Annotated in this window: 20 protein-coding genes; 12 read left to right on the top strand and 8 right to left on the bottom strand. The window is 72.0% G+C overall.

Translation table 11 applies throughout. The features are described 5' to 3' along the window. Positions 1–231 (bottom strand): hypothetical protein (locus VFZ92_RS34935; protein WP_330880981.1); only part of this gene is annotated, 231 nt, incomplete at its 3' end. Here VFZ92_RS34935 and VFZ92_RS42545 point away from each other — a divergent pair. Continuing rightward, positions 138–401: an IS3 family transposase gene (locus tag VFZ92_RS42545; protein WP_414720095.1), complete on the top strand. Its 264-nt coding sequence runs from the start codon at positions 138–140 to the stop codon at positions 399–401. The genes VFZ92_RS34935 and VFZ92_RS42545 overlap by 94 nt on opposite strands. Positions 402–410: 9 nt before the next feature. Further along, positions 411–704, top strand: a complete 294-nt coding sequence (locus VFZ92_RS42540; RefSeq protein ID WP_414720094.1) for a DDE-type integrase/transposase/recombinase — start codon at positions 411–413, stop codon at positions 702–704. 629 nt (positions 705–1333) lie between these two features. On the opposite strand, the gene VFZ92_RS34930 is transcribed toward VFZ92_RS42540, so the two are convergent. The 4 genes from VFZ92_RS34930 to pdxA form a co-directional block, all read right to left on the bottom strand. Continuing rightward, entirely contained in the window at positions 1334–3823 is a 2490-nt protein-coding gene (locus VFZ92_RS34930) for a VIT domain-containing protein (protein ID WP_330880979.1), read from the bottom strand. Then, complete coding sequence (locus VFZ92_RS34925) at positions 3820–4431, bottom strand: MerR family transcriptional regulator (RefSeq protein ID WP_330880976.1); 612 nt, start codon at positions 4429–4431, stop codon at positions 3820–3822. Before VFZ92_RS34925 ends, VFZ92_RS34930 begins: the two co-directional genes overlap by 4 nt. 292 nt (positions 4432–4723) lie before the next feature. Next, positions 4724–5497, bottom strand: coding sequence for a DeoR/GlpR family DNA-binding transcription regulator (locus tag VFZ92_RS34920; RefSeq protein WP_330880974.1), 774 nt, complete (start codon positions 5495–5497; stop codon positions 4724–4726). 49 nt (positions 5498–5546) lie between these two features. Next, on the bottom strand, positions 5547–7637 hold the full coding sequence (gene pdxA / locus VFZ92_RS34915; RefSeq protein WP_330880972.1) for a 4-hydroxythreonine-4-phosphate dehydrogenase PdxA: 2091 nt from the start codon (positions 7635–7637) through the stop codon (positions 5547–5549). 166 nt (positions 7638–7803) lie between these two features. Between pdxA and VFZ92_RS34910 the strand changes: the two genes are divergently transcribed. Genes VFZ92_RS34910 through VFZ92_RS34870 form a run of 9 tightly spaced genes read left to right on the top strand, consistent with a single transcriptional unit; the run spans position 7804 to position 16483 of the window. Further along, a complete protein-coding gene (locus VFZ92_RS34910; protein WP_330880970.1) occupies positions 7804–9381 on the top strand; it encodes an ABC transporter substrate-binding protein in 1578 nt (525 codons plus the stop codon). A 3-nt stretch (positions 9382–9384) separates the two neighbouring features. Then, a complete protein-coding gene (locus tag VFZ92_RS34905; RefSeq protein ID WP_330880968.1) occupies positions 9385–10320 on the top strand; it encodes an ABC transporter permease in 936 nt (311 codons plus the stop codon). Beyond that, positions 10317–11240, top strand: coding sequence for an ABC transporter permease (locus VFZ92_RS34900; protein WP_330880966.1), 924 nt, complete (start codon positions 10317–10319; stop codon positions 11238–11240). Before VFZ92_RS34905 ends, VFZ92_RS34900 begins: the two co-directional genes overlap by 4 nt. Next, positions 11237–12067 carry an ABC transporter ATP-binding protein gene (locus VFZ92_RS34895; RefSeq protein WP_330880964.1) on the top strand — a complete coding sequence of 277 codons (831 nt, stop codon included), beginning with the start codon at positions 11237–11239 and terminating at the stop codon, positions 12065–12067. The genes VFZ92_RS34900 and VFZ92_RS34895 overlap by 4 nt, the downstream gene beginning before the upstream one ends. Then, on the top strand, positions 12064–12891 hold the full coding sequence (locus tag VFZ92_RS34890) for an ABC transporter ATP-binding protein (protein ID WP_330880962.1): 828 nt from the start codon (positions 12064–12066) through the stop codon (positions 12889–12891). The genes VFZ92_RS34895 and VFZ92_RS34890 overlap by 4 nt, the downstream gene beginning before the upstream one ends. Then, the gene (locus tag VFZ92_RS34885; protein ID WP_330880960.1) at positions 12888–13844 is read left to right on the top strand and encodes an aldo/keto reductase; all 957 of its coding nucleotides are present in this window, start codon (positions 12888–12890) and stop codon (positions 13842–13844) included. The genes VFZ92_RS34890 and VFZ92_RS34885 overlap by 4 nt, the downstream gene beginning before the upstream one ends. Positions 13845–13863: 19 nt before the next feature. After that, complete coding sequence (locus VFZ92_RS34880; protein WP_330880958.1) at positions 13864–14631, top strand: HpcH/HpaI aldolase family protein; 768 nt, start codon at positions 13864–13866, stop codon at positions 14629–14631. Further along, positions 14628–15806 carry a sialidase family protein gene (locus VFZ92_RS34875; RefSeq protein WP_330880956.1) on the top strand — a complete coding sequence of 393 codons (1179 nt, stop codon included), beginning with the start codon at positions 14628–14630 and terminating at the stop codon, positions 15804–15806. The genes VFZ92_RS34880 and VFZ92_RS34875 overlap by 4 nt, the downstream gene beginning before the upstream one ends. Continuing rightward, on the top strand, positions 15803–16483 hold the full coding sequence (locus tag VFZ92_RS34870; RefSeq protein WP_330880954.1) for an SDR family oxidoreductase: 681 nt from the start codon (positions 15803–15805) through the stop codon (positions 16481–16483). The genes VFZ92_RS34875 and VFZ92_RS34870 overlap by 4 nt, the downstream gene beginning before the upstream one ends. Here VFZ92_RS34870 and VFZ92_RS34865 read toward each other — a convergent pair. The 3 genes from VFZ92_RS34865 to VFZ92_RS34855 form a co-directional block, all read right to left on the bottom strand. Beyond that, on the bottom strand, positions 16472–17587 hold the full coding sequence (locus VFZ92_RS34865) for a putative glycoside hydrolase (RefSeq protein ID WP_330880951.1): 1116 nt from the start codon (positions 17585–17587) through the stop codon (positions 16472–16474). The two genes, VFZ92_RS34870 and VFZ92_RS34865, sit on opposite strands and share 12 nt — an antisense overlap. Positions 17588–18333: 746 nt before the next feature. Beyond that, complete coding sequence (locus VFZ92_RS34860) at positions 18334–18936, bottom strand: NAD(P)-dependent oxidoreductase (RefSeq protein ID WP_330880949.1); 603 nt, start codon at positions 18934–18936, stop codon at positions 18334–18336. Then, on the bottom strand, positions 18933–20309 hold the full coding sequence (locus tag VFZ92_RS34855) for an MFS transporter (RefSeq protein WP_330880947.1): 1377 nt from the start codon (positions 20307–20309) through the stop codon (positions 18933–18935). The genes VFZ92_RS34860 and VFZ92_RS34855 overlap by 4 nt, the downstream gene beginning before the upstream one ends. 97 nt (positions 20310–20406) lie before the next feature. Here VFZ92_RS34855 and VFZ92_RS34850 point away from each other — a divergent pair, with 97 nt between their 5' ends. Next, positions 20407–21117 carry a TetR/AcrR family transcriptional regulator gene (locus tag VFZ92_RS34850; protein ID WP_330880945.1) on the top strand — a complete coding sequence of 237 codons (711 nt, stop codon included), beginning with the start codon at positions 20407–20409 and terminating at the stop codon, positions 21115–21117. Positions 21118–21244 lie beyond the last annotated feature (127 nt).

The following is a 21244-nucleotide window of genomic DNA, read 5'->3' as shown; positions in this document are numbered from 1 at the left end:
GGAGGAGCGCGACATCCAGCGCAAGGCGGCGGAGTATTTCGCCGGGGAGACGCGCTGGTGAACCGCTTCCAATTCTTCGCAGACCACCAACGCCGCCACGGCGTCAAGCGGTTGTGCCAGGTCATCGGGATCGCCCGATCCCTTTACTACCACTGGAAAGCCACCGCGCCCGACCGAGTCACCCGCGCAGCCGCAGACGCCCGCCTGGCGGCAGGTATCCGCGTCGTCCACCGCGAGTCGACTGCACCTACAGCGTCCTGCGGATCACCGCCGAACTGCGCGACGCCGGACACGTGGTCAACCACAAGCGTGTCGCGCGGGTCATGCGCGGGATTGGCTTGGCCGGGTTGCGGCTGCGCAGTCGACACCGCACCACCACCGCAGACCCCGCGACGGTCTAGGCGCCGGACCTGCTCGGCCGGGACTTCACCGCGCAGGCGCCCAACACCCGCTACGTTGGTGACATCACGTATCTGCCGATCGCCGACGGCACCTTCGCCTATCTCGCGATCGTGATGGACCTGTGTTCACGCCGTCTGGTCGGCTGGGCGATCGCCGATCACATGCGCACCGAACCGGTCCTCGACGCTTTGGTCGCCGCGCAGCGCACCAGGGGCAGCCTGGCCGGAGCGGTGTTCCACAGCGACCAAGGGCCCAATACGGCTCCCGAGCGTTCGCCGACGCCTGCCAGGCCTCCGGGGTGATCCGGCCCATGGGCGCGGTCGGCAGCTCGGCCGGCAACGCCGCCGCCGAAAGCCTCAACACCTCCTTCAAGTGCGAAACCCTCCAAGGCGCCCGGACTTGTGGCAGCAAGGGAATCACGGCTGGCCGCGTTCGGCTGGCTGCACCGCTACAACATCCGACACCGTCATTGCCAACTAGGGCGGATGTCCCCGATCGATTACGAGAACAGCCTCACTTCGACACCGGCTACGCTCACCCCAGCCGCATAAACCCGTGTCCAACATCGGGGGTAAGGCCCAACGGCGTGACATCGTTTCTCCGGCTACGCACACTGCTCACCGCCTGAGCCGAGACGGTGCCAGTCCTTCAGAACCGCCGCTTACATGCTGTTCGCGGTCAGCACGACAGCTATTCCTCCTTCTCCAGCAACACTCCTGGGCTTCCGACACCGCACCACCGGAGACGGCCACGTTGCAGGGACACAGCCATGCAGACCCTGGCGACCGCAGCTCCTTGGCCTGCACCGGCGAAACCGCGGCATCTTGATCGGGAACCGTGAAACCGCGGGTCGTTGGTCGAGAGCAACGAGACAGTGTGTGGTGGAGGTCTGTCGGAGCCCCTGCGGGACTCCGACAGACCTACCCCCGTGTCAGCGGCGCCAGAAAGCTGTGCGGCGCTGTGGAGTGGCGTCGGCGTTGGTGTCGGTTGACGTGAAGGCCTCCAGTACTCGTCTTGCCTCGGTCCAGAGGGTGTCCACGTCGCCACCTGCCAACAGGTCCGCTACCAGCCGGCGGAGCGGGTCGTAGGTCGGACCGGTCAAGCGGGCCAGTAGCGTGTCCAACCTGCTGGCCAGGTCTGCCAGCAGGTCCCGACGCTCGTAGTCGGGAAGACCCTCGGCGTCGCGCAGACGGGCCGCTTCCGTTGCCACGATCGCCCGCAGGTCGCCCAGACCGTCGTCCGGCAGGATCCGGAGCGACTCGGACTGGGTGCTACCGGCCAGAGGCGTTGCGGACCGCCGCTTCGGACTGGCGGACGCCGGGGGAGGAGGCGAACCAGCGGAAGCAGGACGAGGGGGCACCCCAGCGGGAGCCGGTGAGCGGGGCGGGCCGCCCGGTGCGTCGCCCGCGGACCTCGACCCGGACGGAGCGCCACCCGCGAACGGCACGGGCATCGACGGAGGCGGTGGCATCGAGAACGGCGGTGCCGGGGCCACCACCGGCGCACTCCCCATGCCTCGCAGCATCGTCTGCGGCGCACCGAACGACATGGTCTGGACCGGTGGTGCCGACTCCCAGCCCGCGGGCAGTTCGACCGGCTGCACCACGCGGTGCACGGTGCCGTCCGCCACGACCTCGGAATCGACCGCCACGAACGCGGTGAACCGGCACAGCACCCCGAACTTCAGCGAGGTCGCCACGATCGTCGACTCCAGCCCGGAGTTCCCCGCCACGTACGCGTCCTCCATGCGCCGCAACGCCGACCGCGCCCACTGGGCCGTGATGGCGGGCTCGTCCCGCAGCCCCACCGGCACCACCGCGTCCCACGCACGGTCGTCCCGCGTACGGCCGTGCACGGTGAAGGAACCGGACGCCTCACCGCGGTAGCGACCGGACACGACCAACGGCACACCGGGGTAGATCGCCGTCGGCCGGGCCGACTCCTCCACGAACGACACCCCGTCCGCGGACACCACGACATCGGTGACGACGGGCGCGGCGATCCGCCGCTGGATGTGCTCCATGGCGTCGTCCAGCCTGTCCTCGCTCTCCACCAGCTCGCACCGCCCGGCGCCGGTCGCCGCGAGCCTGCCCAGGAACCCCGCGTTGACGGCCGTGTCGATGCCGACGGCGTGCACCCTCGTCCGGCCGACGAGTGGTGCGATGTCGTGCAGGATCTGGTCCTCGTTGCCCACCTGCCCGTCCGTGACCAGCACGACCGTCCGGTCCCGGTCGCCGTCCGACCGGTCGAGCAGCCGCAGCCCGTCCCGGATCGGCGCCAGGAGTTCCGTGCCACCACGAGCCTGCACGCCCGCCAGGTGCTCCACGGCCCGGTACCGGTTGCGGTCCGTCGCCGCGACCAGACCCGCGCCCAGGTCGGCAGGGTGGCCGACCTCGTGGTCGAACGTGACCACGGCGAACCGGTCGTCCGCCGTCAGCGTGTCCACGATCCGCGCCGCCGCCCGCCGTGCGGCGACCATCTTCCAGCCGTGCATGCTGCCCGACCGGTCGAGCAGCAGCACCACGTCCCTCGGCCGCACCGGCGCCACGGACTCCGGCGGCAGCACCGTCACCTGGTACGTGCCCTCGGCGCCGTCGGGCTGGTCCGGCACGCACACCGCCGCCGAGCCGTGCCCCTCGTACGCCAGGCGCAGCACGAAGTCGCGGTCGGCCCGCTCACCGGGCGACACCGTGATCAGGTTCCCCTCCTGGTTCACCACGTGCAGACTCGACCGGACCGCACCGAGTTCCAGCCCGGCCGGGTCGACCTCCACCCCGATCGACAGCCGCACCGGGTTGGGGAAACCGGGCAGCAGCACCGGGGGCGTGATCCGCGACGCGTCCGGCACCTGATCGGTGTCCTCCGCGTAGCCCTCGCCCACCGACTCGCCGGACAGGGGAGTACCGGGCACGTACCGCGGCGCGACCACGAGCGGGAACCGGAACGTCGCCGCGCCGTCCTCGAACACCAGCGGCCCCACCATCGTCAGCGCGACGCTGACCTGCTCGCCGGGCAGGATGTTCCCGACGCGCATCGTGAACACATCAGGTCTTTCCTCCTCCGCGATCGACGCCCGCTTCCCCGCCGCGATGGCCTCGTCGTACTGCTGCCTGGCCGCTCCCCGCTCCTGGAGTTCGGCCTCCACGACCCGCTCGTCGGCGGTCATCGTCATCCCCGTGACGGCCGCGCGGTCGGGTAGCGGGAACACGTACGTGGCCTCGAGCGCGGTGTCGTGCGGGTTGACGAAGTCCGTCGTCAGCACCACCCTCCCCACCAGGCCGGTGACCGAGGCCCGCACGTCGATCCGCTGCAGGGGCAGGTTCCCGCGCTCGGTGCGCAGCGTGCCGACTCCGCCCTCTCCCGTGACGCGGCCGATCCGGTCGAGTTCGGGCACGTCCATCGGAGTGATCGAGAAGGTCATGACGAGTCCCTTTCGTCGGTGAGGCCACGGGAGGAGAGCAGATCGAGCAGGGGTTGGGCCGCGGAGGCGATGGCGGTCCGGTCAGCGGGGGAGGGGATGCCGGGCACCAGCACCACCACCCCGCCGGGCAGCACCACGCCGGTGAGCGCGGCGGGCGGTGTGTCGGGCGGAGCGTCGGACACCACGACCGTCGGGACGGAACGCCCGACGTCCCACCCCCGAGCGGAGTTCGATGGCGGGGTCGTCCAGAACCGGGGTCTCGTCGACTCCCCGAGGGGCAGCTCACCCCCCGCCAGCAGCCCCTCGGGGACACGCGCGACAGCCGCCAACCGGTCGTCGGTGGCCCCCGCGAGTTCGGACTGGATCTCGGCGAGCGTGCGCCCGTCCGCCTGGAGCCTCTTCACCGCGACGAGTTGCAGCAGGTGGCGGGTTTCGTAGAGCGCGGTCCGCCCCCGCATCGCGGACGGCCGATCCACCAGGCCGGTGGTCGCGTACCAGCGGACGGCACGCCGATCGGGCACGTCGCGGACCCGCCCGTTGGGCGCGCCGGGGTATTCCGCGGCCAGCGCCGCGCCCACCCTCTCCACCAGCTCGTCGATCGTCCACATGGGGTAATGGTGACACTGCAATGGTGACAGTGTCAATGTCAGACGTGTCGCCCGCCAGGGTGAGTTGACGGGCGCGATGTGCCGATACGAGTCATCCGCCGGGTGACCGAGGGGTCACCCGGCGGGCTTCACCGGCCTTCGACGCCGAGTTGCCGAGCGCGGCGGCGCGGTCGAACGCCGCTCCATCCGACTCGAGCGGTTCCGTGGTCTGCCGCGCGGAGGACCTGCTGACGGCGGAGGTCGCCACCGCCGCGATCGTGCTCTGGCTCCTGGTCTCCTCGCAGGGCCCCGGCTAGTCCTGGTCGGGGTCGACCGTCACCACGTGCGCGCCGCGCTTCGTGAACTCGGCGACCAGACCGGGGTCGGCGCGGTTGTCGGTGACCAGGGTCCAGCGGGACGGCAGGCGGACCCACGAGTGGAACGGGCTGCGGCCGAGCTTGTCCGAGTGCGCCAGCACGTAGACCTCCGCCGCGCGGCGGATCATCAGCTCCTTCAGCCTGGTCTGTTGCAGGTCCGCCTCGCACAGGCCGTTCTCCGGCGTCACGCCGTCCGCGCCGAGGTAGACGCGGTCGAACGTCATGCGTTCCAGCGCGGCCTCGGTGAGCGGGCCGACGAAGCCCTGGCTGAGGTGCCGCAGGGTGCCGCCGAGGCACTCCACGTGCACCGACTCGGAGCCCGCCAGCTCGTGCAGCGCCGTCAGGCCGGTGGTGGCCACGGTGAGCTGAGGCACGGTGCGCACCTCGTGCGCCAGCGCGCCGACGGTCGTGCCCGCGTCCAGCAGGATCGTCTCACCGGACTTGACCTCCGAGGCCGCCCACCTGGCGATGGCGACCTTCTCGACGAACCCCTCCAGCGTCCGCTGCCGCACCGACAGCTCCGGGTGCGCGAGCAGGGCCATCGCGCCGCCGTAGGTGCGCGCCACCCTGCCCTCGTCGGTCAGCCGCGCCAGGTCGCGGCGGATCGTCGACGCCGTGACGTCGAACGTGAAGGCGAGTTCCTCGACGCTGGCAAGACCCGTCGTGGTCGCCATCCGGACGATCTCGTCGCGACGGTCTCCCGTCCGCATCCCCGCCATGCGCTGCCTCCGGTGCTGTCGTGGTCCGCGCAGAATATCGTCAGACGGCCACCGGGCTGGGTGACATGCGGGCGGCCTGGTGCAGAGCCTCGATCATGCTGCGGATGTCCGCCACGCCCTTGCCCGCGATGTCGAACGCGGTGCCGTGGTCGACCGACGTGCGGATCACCGGCAGGCCGACGGTGATGTTGACGCCCGCCTCGATGCCGAGCACCTTCACCGGCCCGTGGCCCTGGTCGTGGTACATCGCGACGATGAGGTCGTAGTCGCCGCGCCCCGCCAGGAAGAACGCGGTGTCGGCGGGCAGCGGGCCGCGGGCGTCGATCCCCGAGGCCTGGAGCACCTCGATGGCGGGGGTGATCTTCTCGGCCTCCTCGCCCTGGCCGAACAGGCCGTTCTCGCCCGCGTGCGGGTTGATCGCGCACACGCCGATCCTGGGCTCCGGGACACCCGCGCGGACCAGCGCCTCGTGGCCGCGCCGGACGGTGCGCTCGACGAGACCGGGCTCGATCTTGCGGATGGCGTCCACCAGCCCGATGTGCGTGGTCACGTGGATGACCTTGACCCTCGGTGTCGACAGCATCATCGACACCTCCTCGGTCCCGGTCAGGTGCGCCAGCAGCTCGGTGTGGCCGGGGTACACGTGGCCGCCCGCGTGCAGCGCCTCCTTGTTCAGCGGCGCGGTGCAGATGCCCTGCACCTTCCCGGACATGGCCAGCTCGGACGCCACCCGGATGTAGTGGAACGCCGCGTCTCCCGCGGTCGCGGACAGCTCACCCCACCGGAGGTCGGCGGGCAGCAGGCCGAGGTCGATCACGTTGACCCGGCCGGGGACGAACTCGGCGTCCTCGACGGACTCCACGGCCACGACGTCGGCGGTCACGCCCAGCGCCTCGGCGCCCAGCCGCAGGCGGGCGGCGTCGCCGACCACCACCGGGCGGCACTCGGCGGCCAAGCCCTCGTCGAGCAGCGCGCCCACGACGACCTCGGGGCCGATGCCCGCGCCGTCGCCCATCGTGACGGCGATGTACGGGCGGGTGTCGGGACTGGTGGTGCTCACGTGGCTGCCTCCGTGGCGTTCGTGGTCGGACCGCAGCGCGGCCGCGATCGCGGTGAGTGAGTCGGGCGCGCCGAAGCTGCCCGGTCTGGTGACGACGCGGCGGCCGTCGGACGTGGTGCTCAGGACGGCGCCGTGGTGCCCGGCGAGGGCGCCGTGGACGGTGAGGCGGGTGACGCCGAGCCGGTCGAGCACGGCGCGGGCGGTCTCGCCGCCGGTGAGGACGAGGTCGGCGGTGCCCGCGGCGTCGGCGGCCGCGTCGGCGAGCGCGGCCACGACTCCGCCGGGCACGACCTCCGCGGGTGCGGTCAGGACGGTGAGCCACTCGGGTCGGCCCGCCGCCCGCAGGTGGTCGACCTGCGCCGAGGCCGCCGCCGTGCCGACGACGACCAGCACGGCCGAACCGGGCTCGGGCACGACGGTGGACGGGCCGGAGCCGAGTGCCTCGGCGAGTCCGGCCGACCCGACCAGCACCGCCCCCACCTCCGAGCCCGCCGCGGCGACCAGGGACAGGTCGGTGTCGGCCTCCGCGTCGCACACGGCGACGGCCCCGCTCGCGCGGATCGCGCGCAGCCGCGCGGCGAGACCGGGACCGCGGACATCGGCCAACGGCACCAGGGTCACGGGCAGCGGCGCGAGGAGTTCGGCGATCGAGCGCGGTGGCGGCACCGGTTCCACCCGCCACGCGTCCGTGTCGTGCAGGGGCACGCCGTCCAGGTGCACGACGCCGCCGAGCACCGCGCGGCCGAGCCGGGGGAGCGCGGGGCACACGACGGCGAACCCGCCCGCCCCGCGCACGGCGGCGGCCACGTGCCCGCGCAACTGCGAGTCGACCTTCACGAACACCTGCCGGGACGCCCCCAGCGCGGCGATGGCCCGCGCGGTCCCCGACTCGGCCTCGGTGGCGGGTCCCGACCGCGTGTCGAGGTCCACGACGATCACGTCACCGTCATCGGGAGGCAACACCGGGCCGATCCCCAGCAGCACCAGGTTGCGCGTTGTGCGCACACCGATCGCGGCGGCCACTTCGGCGGATCCGGACAGATCATCAGCAATAACGAGGATCTTTGTCATGTTCGCCCCACCTCCTCCGGTTGAAGGATTGCACAGAACGCGCCAAAATGACCAGAGCGCTTGCGCGAAACGTGCAGGCCGTGTCAGTGTGGCTCGGGTAACACCGGTGTCCCCGGCCGTGCAGGGCCGCAGCGCCGAATCCCCCGAGCACTGTGAGAGGTCGACGATGACCCGATCCGGAAGCGGCCCGGAGCTCTCCCGCCGCACCCTGTTGAGGTGGGGTGCGATAGCCGGAGCAGGCGTCACGCTGGGTCCGCTGCTGACCGCGTGCGCCGGTCCGACCGGGACCCCCGGCCCCGGCACGCTGACCCTCGCGCTCAACCGCTCGCTGGTCAGCCTGGACAACAAGCTGAACCAGTTCGACGCGGCCGTCACCGTCCAGCGCGGTGTGCGCCAGGCGCTGACCAGGGTCGGCCAGGACCTGAAGCCCCAGCTCGTGCTGGCCGACCGGTTCGAGCTGACGGCACCCACCCAGTGGACGGTGCACCTGCGCGACGGCGTGCGCTACTCGGACGGCTCGCCCGTCACGATCGAGGACGTCAGCACCGCGCTGAAGATGTACCAGCAGGTGAACGGGTCGTTCATCGCGGGCTTCTTCTCCGAGTTCCCCACGGTCGTGCCGGTCGACGACGCCACCTTCCTGCTCCAGACCGAGCGCCCCATCCCGGTGCTGGACTACCTGATGGCGAACATCCTGGTCACGCCCTCGGCGAGCAACCGCCCGGAGGAGTTGCAGGACGGCATCGGCTCGGGCCCGTACGTGGTGCGCTCCGGCAACCGCGGCACCGGCAACTACTCCCTGTCGGTCAACGAGAACTACTGGGGTCCCAGGCCGAGCGTGCCGAACGTGCAGGTCCGGTTCGTGCCCGAGGAGTCGAGCCGGGTCGTGTCGCTGCGCAGCGGCGAGGTCGACGTGATCGACTCCATCACCCCGGACTCCGCCGACCAGCTCGCGGGCCTGCCGGGCGTGCAGATCACCCGCACCCCGAGCACCCGCGTCAACCAGCTGTTCTACAACTTCCGCAAGCCGCAGGGCCACCCGCTGGCCGACCCGAGGGTGCGTGAGGCGCTGACCTACGCCATCGACGGCCGGTCGCTGGTCCAGGACGTGCTCGTCGGCTCGGTCACCCAGGCCGACGGCGTCGTGCCGACCGGCCTGGAGGGCGCGGTCAAGACCGGCGAGTACGTGTACGACCCGAACCAGGCCAGGCAGCGGCTGGACGCGCTGGGCGTGCGCGACCTCGAACTGAAGATCATCTGGGAGAGCGGCGAGTTCGCCAGCGACACCTCGGTGATGGAGGCCGTGCTCCAGATGCTCGGCCAGGTCGGGGTGCGCGCCTCGCTCCAGCAGTTCGAGCCGGGCGGCGACATCCTGTCGTGGCGGCAGGGCAAGGCGGGAGACTGGGACGTGCTCGGCAACGGCTTCTCCAGCCCCACGGGCCTGGCCGTGAGCATCCTCCAGGGCATGTACGCGGGCACGCCCGAGAAGGAGCAGACCCGCGACACCTACCAGGGCTACGTGGTCCCGTCGATCGCCGCGCAGATCGCCGACGCCTCCGCCGAGCCCGACGCCGCCCGTCGCGCGCGGCTGCTCAGCGACGCGCAGAAGGCCGTGTGGGCGACCTGGCCGTGCCTCTGGGCGTTCGTGCCGAACGCCGTGCTCGCCAGCCGCAGCCGGGTCGGCGACATCTCGCTCGTCCCCACCAACTCCTACGACCTCGCGTCCGCGCGACTGGAGGGCTGACCGATGGCGCCCTACCTGTTCAAGCGCCTCGGCCAGAGCGTCCTCACGGTGTTCCTGACGATCTCCACCGTGTTCGTGCTGATCCGCATGGCCTCCGGCGACCCGGCCGCCGCGTACGCCGGTCCGCTCGCCACGACCGAGGACCTGGCGAAGATCCGCGCCGCCTTCGGCCTCGACCGGTCCGTGGTCGAGCAGTACCTGCTGTTCCTCAAGGGCATCCTGACCGGCGACCTCGGCACGAGCTACTCGTTCCGCTCGCCCGCGCTGGACGTGGTGCTCGACCGGCTGCCGTTCACCATCACCCTCGCGGTGGCCGCGATCCTGATCACCACCCTCGTGTCCGTCCCACTGGGCGTGTGGATGGCCCGCCGCGCCGACACGGGCCGCGAACTGGGCGCCAACGTCGTGACCATCGCCGGTCAGTCCATGCCGGACTTCTGGAGCGGCATCATGCTGCTCACGGTGTTCGCCGTGCTGATCCCGGTGCTCCCGGCGTCCGGCTTCGCCACGTGGGGCGGCCTGGTGCTGCCCGCCCTCACCGTCGCCATCCTCCAGATCGCGCTCATCTCGCGGCTGGTGCGCAGCGAGATGGCCAAGAACCTCACCGCCCCCTACCTCACCGTGGCCCGCTCGCGCGGGGTGTCGGAGCGGGCGCTGGTGTGGCGCTACGCCATGACCAACTCGTCGATCCCCGTCGTCACCGCGCTGGGCACGCGGTTCGCGTCCATGCTGAACGGCGTGGTCGTCGTGGAGGTCGTGTTCGCCTGGCCGGGGGTCGGCTCGCTGGTGGTCCGCGCGCTGGAGACGCGCGACTACCCGCTGATCCAGGCCACCGTCCTCGTCACGGCGGCGCTCGCCGTCACCGTCCAACTCCTGGTCGACCTCGCCTACCCGCTGCTCGACCCGCGGGTGCGCCTCGGGAAGAAGGTGTCCGCGTGAGCACCACACACCCCGGACCGGCCCGCGTGCAGCGGTCCGGACCCGGGCCCAGCGCCGTCACCCCGAAGCACCTCGCGCGGGCGAAGATCACCCGGCAGCGCCGGGGCTCGCGGCTCAAGCTGTGGGCCGGGCTGGTCTGCACGCTGGTCGTCGTCATCCCCGTGGCGCTGGCCCGCGTGCTGCCCCTGCCGGGGCCCGACCAGCAGGACCTCGCGAGCCGCCGCCTGGCGCCGTTCACCGACGGGCACCTGTTCGGCACCGACCAGCTCGGCCGCGACCTGCTGTCCCGCGTCCTGCACGGCGGCCAGGTGTCGCTGCTGGTCGGTCTGCTCGCGGTCGTGGTGTCCGGCCTGATCGGCATCGTGCTCGGCGCGGCGGCGGGCTACTTCGGCGGCTGGATCGACACGGTCGTGTCGCGGCTGCTGGAGGCCCAGCTGTCGTTGCCGCTGCTGATGATGCTGCTCCTGGTGGTGGCGCTGTTCGGACCGTCCATCCCGGTCATCACGTTCGTCATCGCCATCGCGCAGTGGCCCGAGGTGGCCAGGCTGACCCGGTCGCTCGTGCTGGTGGAGCGGGAGAAGCCGTACGTGGCCGCCGCCCGCGTGCTCGGGCTGCACCGCCTCGCGATCCTGCTGCGCCACGTGCTGCCGAACGTCGTGAAGCAGGCCAGCCTCGTGGTCCTGCTGCTGCTGGCGCAGGCCGTGCTGCTGGAGAGCGCGCTGTCCTACCTGGGCGCCGGTCCGCAGCGGCCGTTCGCCACCTGGGGTCGGATCATCTCCGACGGGCAGGACTACATCACCACCTCGTGGTGGATGGTCACGCTGCCCGGCCTCGTCATCGTCGCGCTCGTCGTGGGCGTGAACCTGCTGGGAGACGGCCTGCGCGACCGCGCACGCCGTCGGAAGGTGAGCACGTCGTGAGCGCCGCGCTGCTGGACGTCGTGGACCTCCAGGTCGAGCTGATCACCGCGGGCGGTGTCGTGCGCGCCGTGGACGGCGTCAGCTTCACCATCGGCGAGGGCGAGACCGTGACCGTGATCGGCGAGTCCGGCTCGGGCAAGTCGACCACCGCGATGGCCGTCCTCGGCCTGCTCCCGGACGACCTGGCCGTGCTGTCGGGCTCGGTGCGCTTCGGCGACACCGACGTCATCGCCGAGCCCGGTGCGCTGCGCGCCGTGCGCGGCCGGACCGTGTCGCTGATCCCGCAGGACCCGATGACCGCGCTCAGCCCGGTGCACACGATCGGGCGGCAGTTGGTCGAGGCCGTGCGCCTGCGCAGACCGGAACTCGCCAAGCGCGACGCCGAGGCGCGTGCCGTGGAACTGCTCGACCTGGTCCACGTGCCGCGCTCGACCGAGCAGCTCGGCCGGTACCCGCACCAGCTGTCCGGTGGGATGCTCCAGCGCGTGCTGATCGCCATCGCGCTGGCGGGGGAGCCCCGGCTGCTGGTGGCCGACGAGCCGACCAGCGCGCTGGACGTGACCGTGCAGGCCGGGATCCTCGGGCTGCTGCTGGAACTCCAGGAGAGCACCGGCATCGGCATCCTGATGATCACCCACGACCTGGGCGTCGCGCGGCTGGTGTCCGACCGCATCCACGTGATGCGCGACGGCCGGTTCGTCGAGTCCGGCGACGTGGAGGCGGTCGTCGACCACCCGAGCCACGAGTACACCCGCAAGCTGCTGTCCGCCGTGCCCGTGCTCGGGCCGTGGGACGAGGACGGCACCGCCGCCGGAGGAGACCGATGACCACACCGCTGCTCGACGTGCGCGACCTCGTGGTGGAGTACCACGTCCGCGGCGGCTCGTTCCGCGCGGTCGACACCGTCAGCTTCACCGTCCACAAGGGCCGGACGCTCGCCATCGTCGGCGAGTCCGGCTGCGGCAAGTCCACCATCGCCTGCGCGATCGTGCGGCTGCTCAAGCCCAGTTCCGGGCAGATCCTGCTGGACGGCACGGACATCGCCCCGCTGTCGGAACGGCGGATGCGCCCGCTGCGCTCGCGGGTGCAGATGGTGTTCCAGGACCCGTACGCCTCCCTGGACCCGCACCTGAGCGCGCAGGACATCGTCGCCGAACCGCTGCGGCTGCGCGGGGTCAGGTCCGCCGCCGAACGCCGCGCGACGGCCGCCGAGCTGATCGACCGGGTCGGCCTGCCGTCCAGCGCGCTGGAACGGCGGCCCGCCGAGTTCTCCGGCGGCCAGCGCCAGCGGATCGGCATCGCGCGGGCGCTGGCCAGCAGCCCCGAACTGCTGGTGTGCGACGAGGCGACCAGCGCGCTGGACGTGTCGGTGCAGGCGCAGGTGCTGGCGCTGCTGGAGGACCTCCAGCGTGACACCGGCCTGACGTGCATCGTCATCTCGCACAACCTGGGCGTGGTGCGGCAGATCAGCGCGGACGTCGTCGTGATGAGGGCGGGCCGGGTCGTCGAGTCCGGGCCGACCGCCGACGTGCTCGCCGCGCCGAAGGAGCCCTACACCCGTGCGCTGCGCCGGGCCGCGCTCGACCCCACCGCCATGACCGGCCGCAAGCCGCGCGCCTTCGTCACGGCCCGAGAGGAGATCCCCGCGTGAGCACGTTCGCCCTGTCCCGGCTGGTGCTGGGCACGATGACGTTCGGCGACACCGTCGACGCCGACGGCGCGCGCCGGATGCTGGACGCGGCGCTCGACGCCGGGATCACCGGTGTGGACACCGCTAACGGCTACGCGGGCGGCGCGTCGGAGGAGATCCTGCGTGACCTGCTGCCCGGTCGCCGCGACCGGATCGTGCTGGCCACCAAGGCGGGCATCCCGCACCCCGACGCCGGGGGAGACGGTCCGCTGTCGGCCGCCGGGCTGCGCAAGTCCCTCCGGGGCAGTCTGCGGCGGCTCGGCGTCGACCACGTCGACCTGTTCTACCTGCACCAGCCCGACCGCTCGACGCCCATCGCCGAGACCGTGTCCGAACTCGGCAAGCTGGTCGCCGAAGGGCTCGTCTCCGCGATCGGGGTGTCGAACTTCGCCGCGTGGCAGATCGCGGACCTCATCCGCGAGTGCGACGCGCAGGGAGTGCCCCGACCCGTCGCGGCGCAACAGCTCTACAACCTGCTCGCCCGCCGGGTCGAGGACGAGTACCTGGAGTTCGCCCGCGTCACCGGGCTGCTCACCGTCGTCTACAACCCGCTCGGCGGCGGTCTGCTGACCGGCAGGCACTCGTTCGCCGAGAAGCCGAGAGAGGGCAGGTTCGGCGACTCCCGGCTGGCCGCGATGTACACCGAGCGGTACTGGGACGACCGGTTGTTCGCCGCCGTCTCCGCGCTGTCGGACGTCGCCGCGGGCGCCGGGATCCCGTTGACCGAGCTGTCGCTGCGGTGGCTGCTCAGCCAGGCCGACGTGGGGTCGGTGCTGCTCGGCGGTTCCCGCGTCGAACACCTCGTCGCCAACGTGCACGCCGCTTCCGCCGGTCCGCTGGCCGCCGACGTGCTCGCCGCGTGCGACGAGGTCGGGGCCGCGCTGCGCGGTCCCATGCCCGCCTACAACCGCTGAAAACCCTGGAGGAGCTGGTATGTCCGCGAGCGAGTTCGCCCGCAAGATCCGCGCCCGTGAGCGGGCCGTCGGCTACTGGTGCGTCCTGGACGCCCCCGTGGCGACCGAGCGGGTCGCGAGGCTCGGCTACGACTACGTGTGCCTCGACGGCCAGCACGGGCTGCTCGGCTACTCGGGTCTGCTGGCCGGGCTGACCGCGATCGACGCGGGCGGCGCGTCCACCGGTCTGGTGCGGGTGGAGGCGAACGACCCCACGCCCATCGGCCGGGCGCTGGACGCGGGCGCGGGCGGGGTGATCGTGCCGCTGGTCGACACCGCCGCGGACGCCGCGGCCGCCGTGACCGCGGCGAAGTACGGCCCCGAGGGCAAGCGCTCCTACGGGCCGATGCGGTCCGCGCTGCGCATCGGCCCGACCCCGGCGGAGGCCAACGCCTCCACGGTGGTGCTGGTGATGATCGAGACCGCGCAGGGCCTGGCGAACGTCGAGGCGATCTGCGCGACCCCCGGCCTGGACGGCGTGTACGTCGGTCCGTCCGACCTCATGCTGGCCCTGGGCGGCGCGTTCCCCGGCGACCCCGCGCTGGCCGCGGAGTTCGAGGTGGCGCTGACCCGCGTCCGCGAGGCCGCCGCGGCGGCCGGGATCGCCGCGGGCATCCACACGATGGACGGCGCCTCCGCCGCCAAGCGGCTGGCCGAGGGGTACACGTTCGCGTCGATCTCCTCGGACCTGACCCACCTGGAGGAGTCCGCGGCCACGCACCTCGCCGCGTCGCTGGACGAGTCGTGAGCGTGCCGACCGTCGCGTTCGACGGGGTGCTGCGCCCCCGTGCCGACGACCCGGAGCGGCTGGACGCGATGCTGCCCGCCCCGGCCGTGCAGAACCACGCCGCGAACCTGGCCTCGCTCCCCGGCGGTGACCTGGGCTGCGTGTGGTTCGGCGGTACGCAGGAGGGTGTTCCGGACATCAGCGTCTGGTTCGCCCGGCTGCCCGTCGGCGCGGACACGTGGTCCACGCCCGTGCGGCTCTCGGACGACAGCACCCGGTCCGAGCAGAACCCTGTGCTGTTCGTCGCGCCCGGCGGTGCCGTGTGGCTGCTGTGGACCGCGCAGATCGCGGGCAACCAGGACACGTCCGAGGTGCGCCGCCGGATCTCGGCCGACGGCGGTCGCACGTGGGGTTCGACCTCGACGCTGATCCCCGCCAGCGACACCGGCGGTGTGTTCGTGCGGCAGCCGATCGTCGTGCTGGACTCCGGCCGGTGGCTGCTGCCGGTGTTCCACTGCGTGTCCGCACCGGGCCGCAAGTGGGTGGGGGACCGCGACACGAGCGCCGTGCTGATCTCCGACGACGCCGGGGAGACCTGGCGGGAGAGCGCCGTGCCGGACAGCACGGGTCGCGTGCACATGAACGTGGTGCCGCTGCCCGACGGCACGCTCGCCGCGTTCTACCGCAGCCGGTGGGCGGACTTCGTCTACCGCTCCACGTCGACCGACGACGGCGAGACGTGGACCGCGCCCCGAGCGGTGCCCGACCTGCCGAACAACAACTCGTCGGTCCAGGTCGTGCGGCTGGCCGACGACCGGCTCGCGGTGGTGTTCAACGACAGCAGCGCCCGCGACGCCACGGAGCGCAGGCTGTCGCTGTACGACGAGATCGACGACGACGGGCTGGCCGACGAGCAGGCCGCGCCGACCGAGGAGTTCGGGGCCGCGTTCTGGGGCGCTCCGCGCGCGCCGATGACGGTCGCGCTCTCGTCCGACGGCGGTCTCACCTGGCCGGTGCGGCGGAACCTGGAGGTCGGCGACGGCTACTGCCTGACCAACAACTCCCGCGACGGGCTCAACCGCGAGTTCTCCTACCCGACCGTCCAGCAGGCGGCCGACGGGGCACTGGACATCGCGTTCACGTACTTCCGGCAGACGATCGAGCACGTCCGCGTGCCCGTGGCGTGGGTCGGATGAGCCCGCACGCGCTGGTCACCGGTGTCAGCTCCGGTATCGGCCTCGCCACCGCGCGCAGGCTGCTGGCCGAGGGCTGGGCCGTGACCGGGCTCAGCCGGGGCGAGCCGCCGCTGCACCACGACCGGCTCACGTGGCGCGCGACCGACCTGGGTGACCTGTCCGCGCTGCGGTCCACCGTGCGGGAACTGTCCTCGGCGGACGCCGTGGTGCACGCGGCGGGGTTCCAGCGCTCCGCGCGGCTCGGGTCGCTGTCCACGGAGGACGGGGCGGGCATGTGGCGGGTGCACGTGGAGGCCGCCACCGTGCTGGTCGACGCCGCCGTCGACCGGATGCCGCGCGGCGGTCGGGTGGTGCTGATCGGCAGCCGCACGATGACGGGAGTGCCGGGCAAGAGCCAGTACGCCGCGACGAAGGCCGCGCTGGTGGGTCTGTCGCGGTCGTGGGCCGCGGAGCTGGTGGACCGGGCCATCACGGTCAACGTCGTGGCCCCCGGTCCGACCGACACCCCGATGCTGCGCGACCCCGGCCGGGCGGCCACGCCCGTCCGGCTGCCGCCGATGGGAGCGCTGATCGATCCGGCCGAGATCGCGGGGACGGTGCTGTTCCTGCTCGGGCCGGACGCCCGCAGCATCACCGGCCAGGCACTGGTGGTGTGCGCCGGGGCATCACTCGCGTGACTTGGCCGCGGTGCAGGGCTTGCGCAGGACGGAGCCGGACGTGCCGCCCAGCGACACCGACAGGACGAAGAAGCCGTGCTCGTCGGAGTGGGTCCTGCCCAGGTCGACCCTCAGCGCGCTTCCGCCGGTCCGGTTGGTGTTCACCACGACCGTGCCGCAGGTGAAGTCGCGGCGGAACAGGTTCTTGCCGATGGTCTGGTACGGGCCGGTCGGCTCGCCCAGGTCCCAGTTGTACTCGGGACGCGTCGGCGCGGGTTCGCCGTAGTTGTCCGTGCCGACCGTCTCCGCGATGGCGCTCTTGCCGCCCTTGACCAAGAAGTAGCTGGAGAGCGCGTACCGGAAGGCCCCGTTCTCGGAGGGGGAGAAGTGCGGCTGCACCCAGGTGATCTTGCCGCGGGCCTCGTTCGAGGCGATCTGCTCCGCCTGCCTCGCCCACCCGCCGTCGCCCGCGGCCAGCAGGTTCGTCCCGCTGAACGCGACCCACCACTCGTCGAACCCGCCGTCCAGGTGTTCGGTGTAGGCGTCCCAGAGACCGGGGTACAGGCGGGCGTTCGCCAGGTTCGCCACGGTGAGGATCCCCGCCGCGGCGAAGCGGGGGCGGAGGTTCGCGAACATCGACTTGTACGCCGTCTGGAACGCCAGGTCGGTCGGGTACGCCTTGGGGCACCTGCCCTCGTGGTAGGTGTCGCACCCGAACAGCGCGTTGTCCATCAGCACGCCGTCGAAGCCACCGGCTTTCGCGCTCGCGATGACGTTGTCGCCCCACCGGCGCTGGTATTCCCGGTTGCCCACGTCCATCTGCCAGTGCCCCGAGTAGCCGCCGTACTCGAACCGCTTCCCCTTCTTGTCGGTGAGGAACCATTCGGGGTTCGACTTCTCCGCTTCGCAGTAGCCGACCCCGGTGGGGATGGCCTTGTCGTCCGCTCCGTTGCGGCACGCATAACTCCGGGTCGACGACAGGTCCTTGTACACGAACACCTTGATGGCGGGATTCGCCTTCTTGAACTTCGCCGAGAGGTCGCCTTCCCACGCGTTGAGCACGACGTAGGACAGTTTCTTCGCCTGTTCGGCGATCGTGGTGTCGCTGATCGGGGAGCTGTCCATGTGCAGCCAGAACGACTGCGCCTTTCCGGGGGAGCTCGCGGGGACCGGTGGACTGGTCGGGCTCGGCGGGGTCGTGGGGGTGGTCGTCGGACTCGGCGGAGTTGTCGGGCTGGTCGGGCTCGGTGGGCTGGTCGGGGGTGTCGGGGTCACCACGGGGCTCGTCGGGGCCTCGGGGGCGATCGGGGCTTCGGGGACCGTGATCTCGGGAGTTGGGGGCTCCGGCGCCGTGACCTCCGGAGCGGGGGCCTCGGGCGCAGGTGCCTCCGGGGTCGGCGTGATCTCGGGGGCCGGAGCTTCCGGGGCCGGGGTCTCGGGGACAGGGGTCTCGGGACCAGGCGGAACCACCGGGCTCGTCGGAACGGCGGGGCTGGTCGGTGCGGCGGGACTCACCGGATCAGTGGGGTCTGCGTGAGCGGGAACTCCGATCGCGCTCGTCAGGACGAGTGCGGCTATCGCGGCTGTCATCCGGGACATCGGAACCCCTTCGGATCGGCGATCACGAGAAGCGCGCTGATCGGCGGATTCCCGACGGCCTTCCGAAACAAACGGATTACCGCCGCCGCCACTCGGGAGTGGGTGGTTCGCAGATGAAACCACACCGGTGCGGGAAAACTCGGAAATTGATGAAACGGTGTCCTCGATACTACCGGGAGTCGGGTTTTGTACCGTCGAGGACAAACTTGTGGTTGACGCCGACATGATCATCGGCGTTAACCATTACTTTGCGGGATTTTTTTGGAGCGCAATCACCTGGCGATGGTCGGTGCCGCTCTCGACCACCGTCGCCCGTCCAGTTCCCCCACCACGAACCGCGCGACGTCCGCGCGGGGCACCTGCCGGCCCGACGCGGGGGTCTCGCCGTCCAGCACGCGGTAGACGCCGGTCGGCTCGGTGTCCAGGAGCCGGGCCGGGCGGACGAACGTCCACTCCGGACCGCTCTCGCGCAGGACCGACTCCATGAGCCTCATGTCGTCGTACAGCTCCCTCGCGAGTGGACGGACGAGGTGGCGGTACCAGAACGAGAAGTTCGGGTCGTCGTCGCGGACGCCGCCCGAGGTGATGGCGATGACCCGGTCGACGTTCGCCGACACCAGCGCGCGGGCGCAGTCGGAGTACAGGCCGTGGGCACGCCTGCCCGCGGGTCCGACGGCGGAGACCACCACGTCGTGCCCGGCCACCGCGGCCCGCACGCTGTCCGGGTCGCGCACGTCGGCGCGCACGACGGCACCCCCGCCGGTGAACTCCGCCGGTGTGCGGACCGCCGAGGTCACGTCGTGGCCCGCGCGCACCGCTTCCGCGACGACGAGCCGACCGGTGCGGCCCGCGGCTCCCAGAACGACGACCTTCATGACCGAACTCCCGACCGGTGGTGGGGAAGCAGGGCGACGAGGAGGGCGCTGACCAGGCACATCGCCGTGACGACCAGCAGGCCCGGCACCAGGCCCCCGGCGAAGAACAGCGTGCCCAGCACGGCCACGCCGAGCGCGGTCGCGAGCTGCTGGACCGCGTTGAGCGCACCCGACGCGCTGCCCACCTCGTCGGGCGAGGCCACCGCCAGCACCGACTGGATCACCGTGCCGAACAGCAGACCCAGCCCGAGGCCCACGACCAGCGTCGGGACCGACAGCGCCCACGCGGGCAGGTCCGAGGACACGACGAGCGCCAGGCCGATCACCCCGGCCGCCTCCACGGCCAGGCCGAGGTGCAGCACCGACCGGCCGGGCCCGGCCTCCAGCCTGGGCGCGGCGATCGAGCTGAGCACGATCCCGACGGCCATCGGCGACAGGGCCAGTGCCGTTCCCAGCGCGGTGTGCCCGAGGACGAGCTGGAGGTGCAGCGAGAGCACCAGCGTCAGCCCGCCCGCCCCGGTGAAGAACGACACGGCGACGACCAGTCCGGTGACGAACGCCCGTTTGCGCAGCAGGCTCGGCACCAGGATGGGTGACCGGCTGGTGCGCTGGCGCCGTCCCAGCGCCAGGAACGCCACGACGCCGGCGGCCAGTTCGGCGAACGTCCACCAGGGCCGGCCCGCCTCGCGGCCCTGGATGAGCGGGTGCACCAGCAGCGCCGACCCCGCCGCGACCAGCACCGCGCCGACCGGGTCGATCCGCGCGGTCGTGTCGCCGCGGTCGGCGGGCATCCAGCGCAGCGCCCCGGCGACGACCAGCGCCCCGATCGGCAGGTTCACCAGGAAGACCAGCCGCCAGTCGAGGCCGCCGGGGTCGAGCGCGATGAGGCCGCCCGCGACGATCGGCCCGCCGATCGCGGCCAGCCCCATCACCGGCCCGAACAGCGAGAACGCCCTGGCGCGCTCGTGCTCCCCGAACACCGAGGCCAGCACCCCGAAGCCCTGCGGGATCATCAGCGCGCCGAACGCGCCCTGCGCCACCCGTGCCGCGACGAGCGCCTCGGGGGAGGTGGCGGCCGCGCACAGCGCGGAGGCGACGGTGAACCCGACGGCGCCGAGGACGAACAGCCGCTTGCGGCCCCAGTGGTCCCCGAGACGTCCGCCGACCACCAGCAGCACGCCGAACGCGAGCGTGTAGCCGGCCGTGAGCCACTGGAGCGTGGCGGCGCCGCCACCGAGTCCGGCGTGGACGGAGGGCGCGGCGACGGTCATCACCGTCGAGTCGAGCAGGTCCACGACCTCGGCGAGCAGCACGACGGCGAGCACCCGCCATCGCCACCGGTGTGCCGTGGTCGGGGGACTGGTTGTGGTCATCATCGGCTCCTGATTATTCACGAACGGTGTTCGCTAACGACTTTTCGAGAGGAACCCTGCACTAGCGAACAGTGTTCGTCAAGGTAGGATCGGCGCTGTGCCCGCCACCCCCCGCGCCCGTCCCGAGAAGTCGACGCTGAGCCTGGAGGCGATCGTGGCCACCACGCTCGACCTGGTCTCCGAGGTGGGGTACGAGGCGGTGAGCATGCGGCGCGTGGCCAAGGCGCTGGAGACCGGACCGGCGTCGCTCTACGTCTACGTCCAGGACCGCCGCGAACTCATGGCGCTCGCCCACGACCTGGCCATCGCGCGGGTCGTGCTCCCCGACGACTCCGACGGCGACTGGCGCGAACGCCTCGAGCTGCTGGTGGACCGCGTCGTCGTCGCGCTGAGCCGCCGCGGTGACATCGCGTCCGTCGGGCTGGTCGACGTCCCGACCGGTCCGCACACCCTCCGCGTGACCGAGGAGGTCCTGCGCCTGCTCCGGCTCGGCGGCATCGACGACGCCGCGTGCGCGTGGGCTGCCGACCTGCTCGCCCAGTACATCAGCTCGTCCGCGCTGGAGATCGCGGCGCGCCTGCGGGCCCAGCGCGAGCTGGAGCGCTCAGCCGGGTCGGAACGGGCCACCGAGGCCGCGATGACGGCCGCGTTCTCCGCGCGCCTGGACACCGTCTACCGATCCGTGTCCCCGGAGGAGCACCCGACGATCCACGCGCTCGCGCCCCTGCTGACCGGCGGAGGCGGCGACAGGGCGTCCTGGAAGCTGCGCGTGATCATCGACGGCCTGCTGGCGCAGCGCAGTCCTTGATTGCCTCGATCACTTCAGTGCAGGCCGAAACAAACGGTCCGGTGCGGCCGGTCGCGGCGCGACGGACCCTGTGGACTTCCTGAACGTCCGAAGGCGGAAGAGCGTTGTGACGTTTGGACTTCGGTCC

It is taken from the genome of Umezawaea sp., assembly GCF_036375055.1.
In the GTDB taxonomy this organism is placed as follows: Bacteria; Actinomycetota; Actinomycetes; order Mycobacteriales; family Pseudonocardiaceae; genus Umezawaea.
This window is presented reverse-complemented; position numbering and strand designations above follow the sequence as displayed.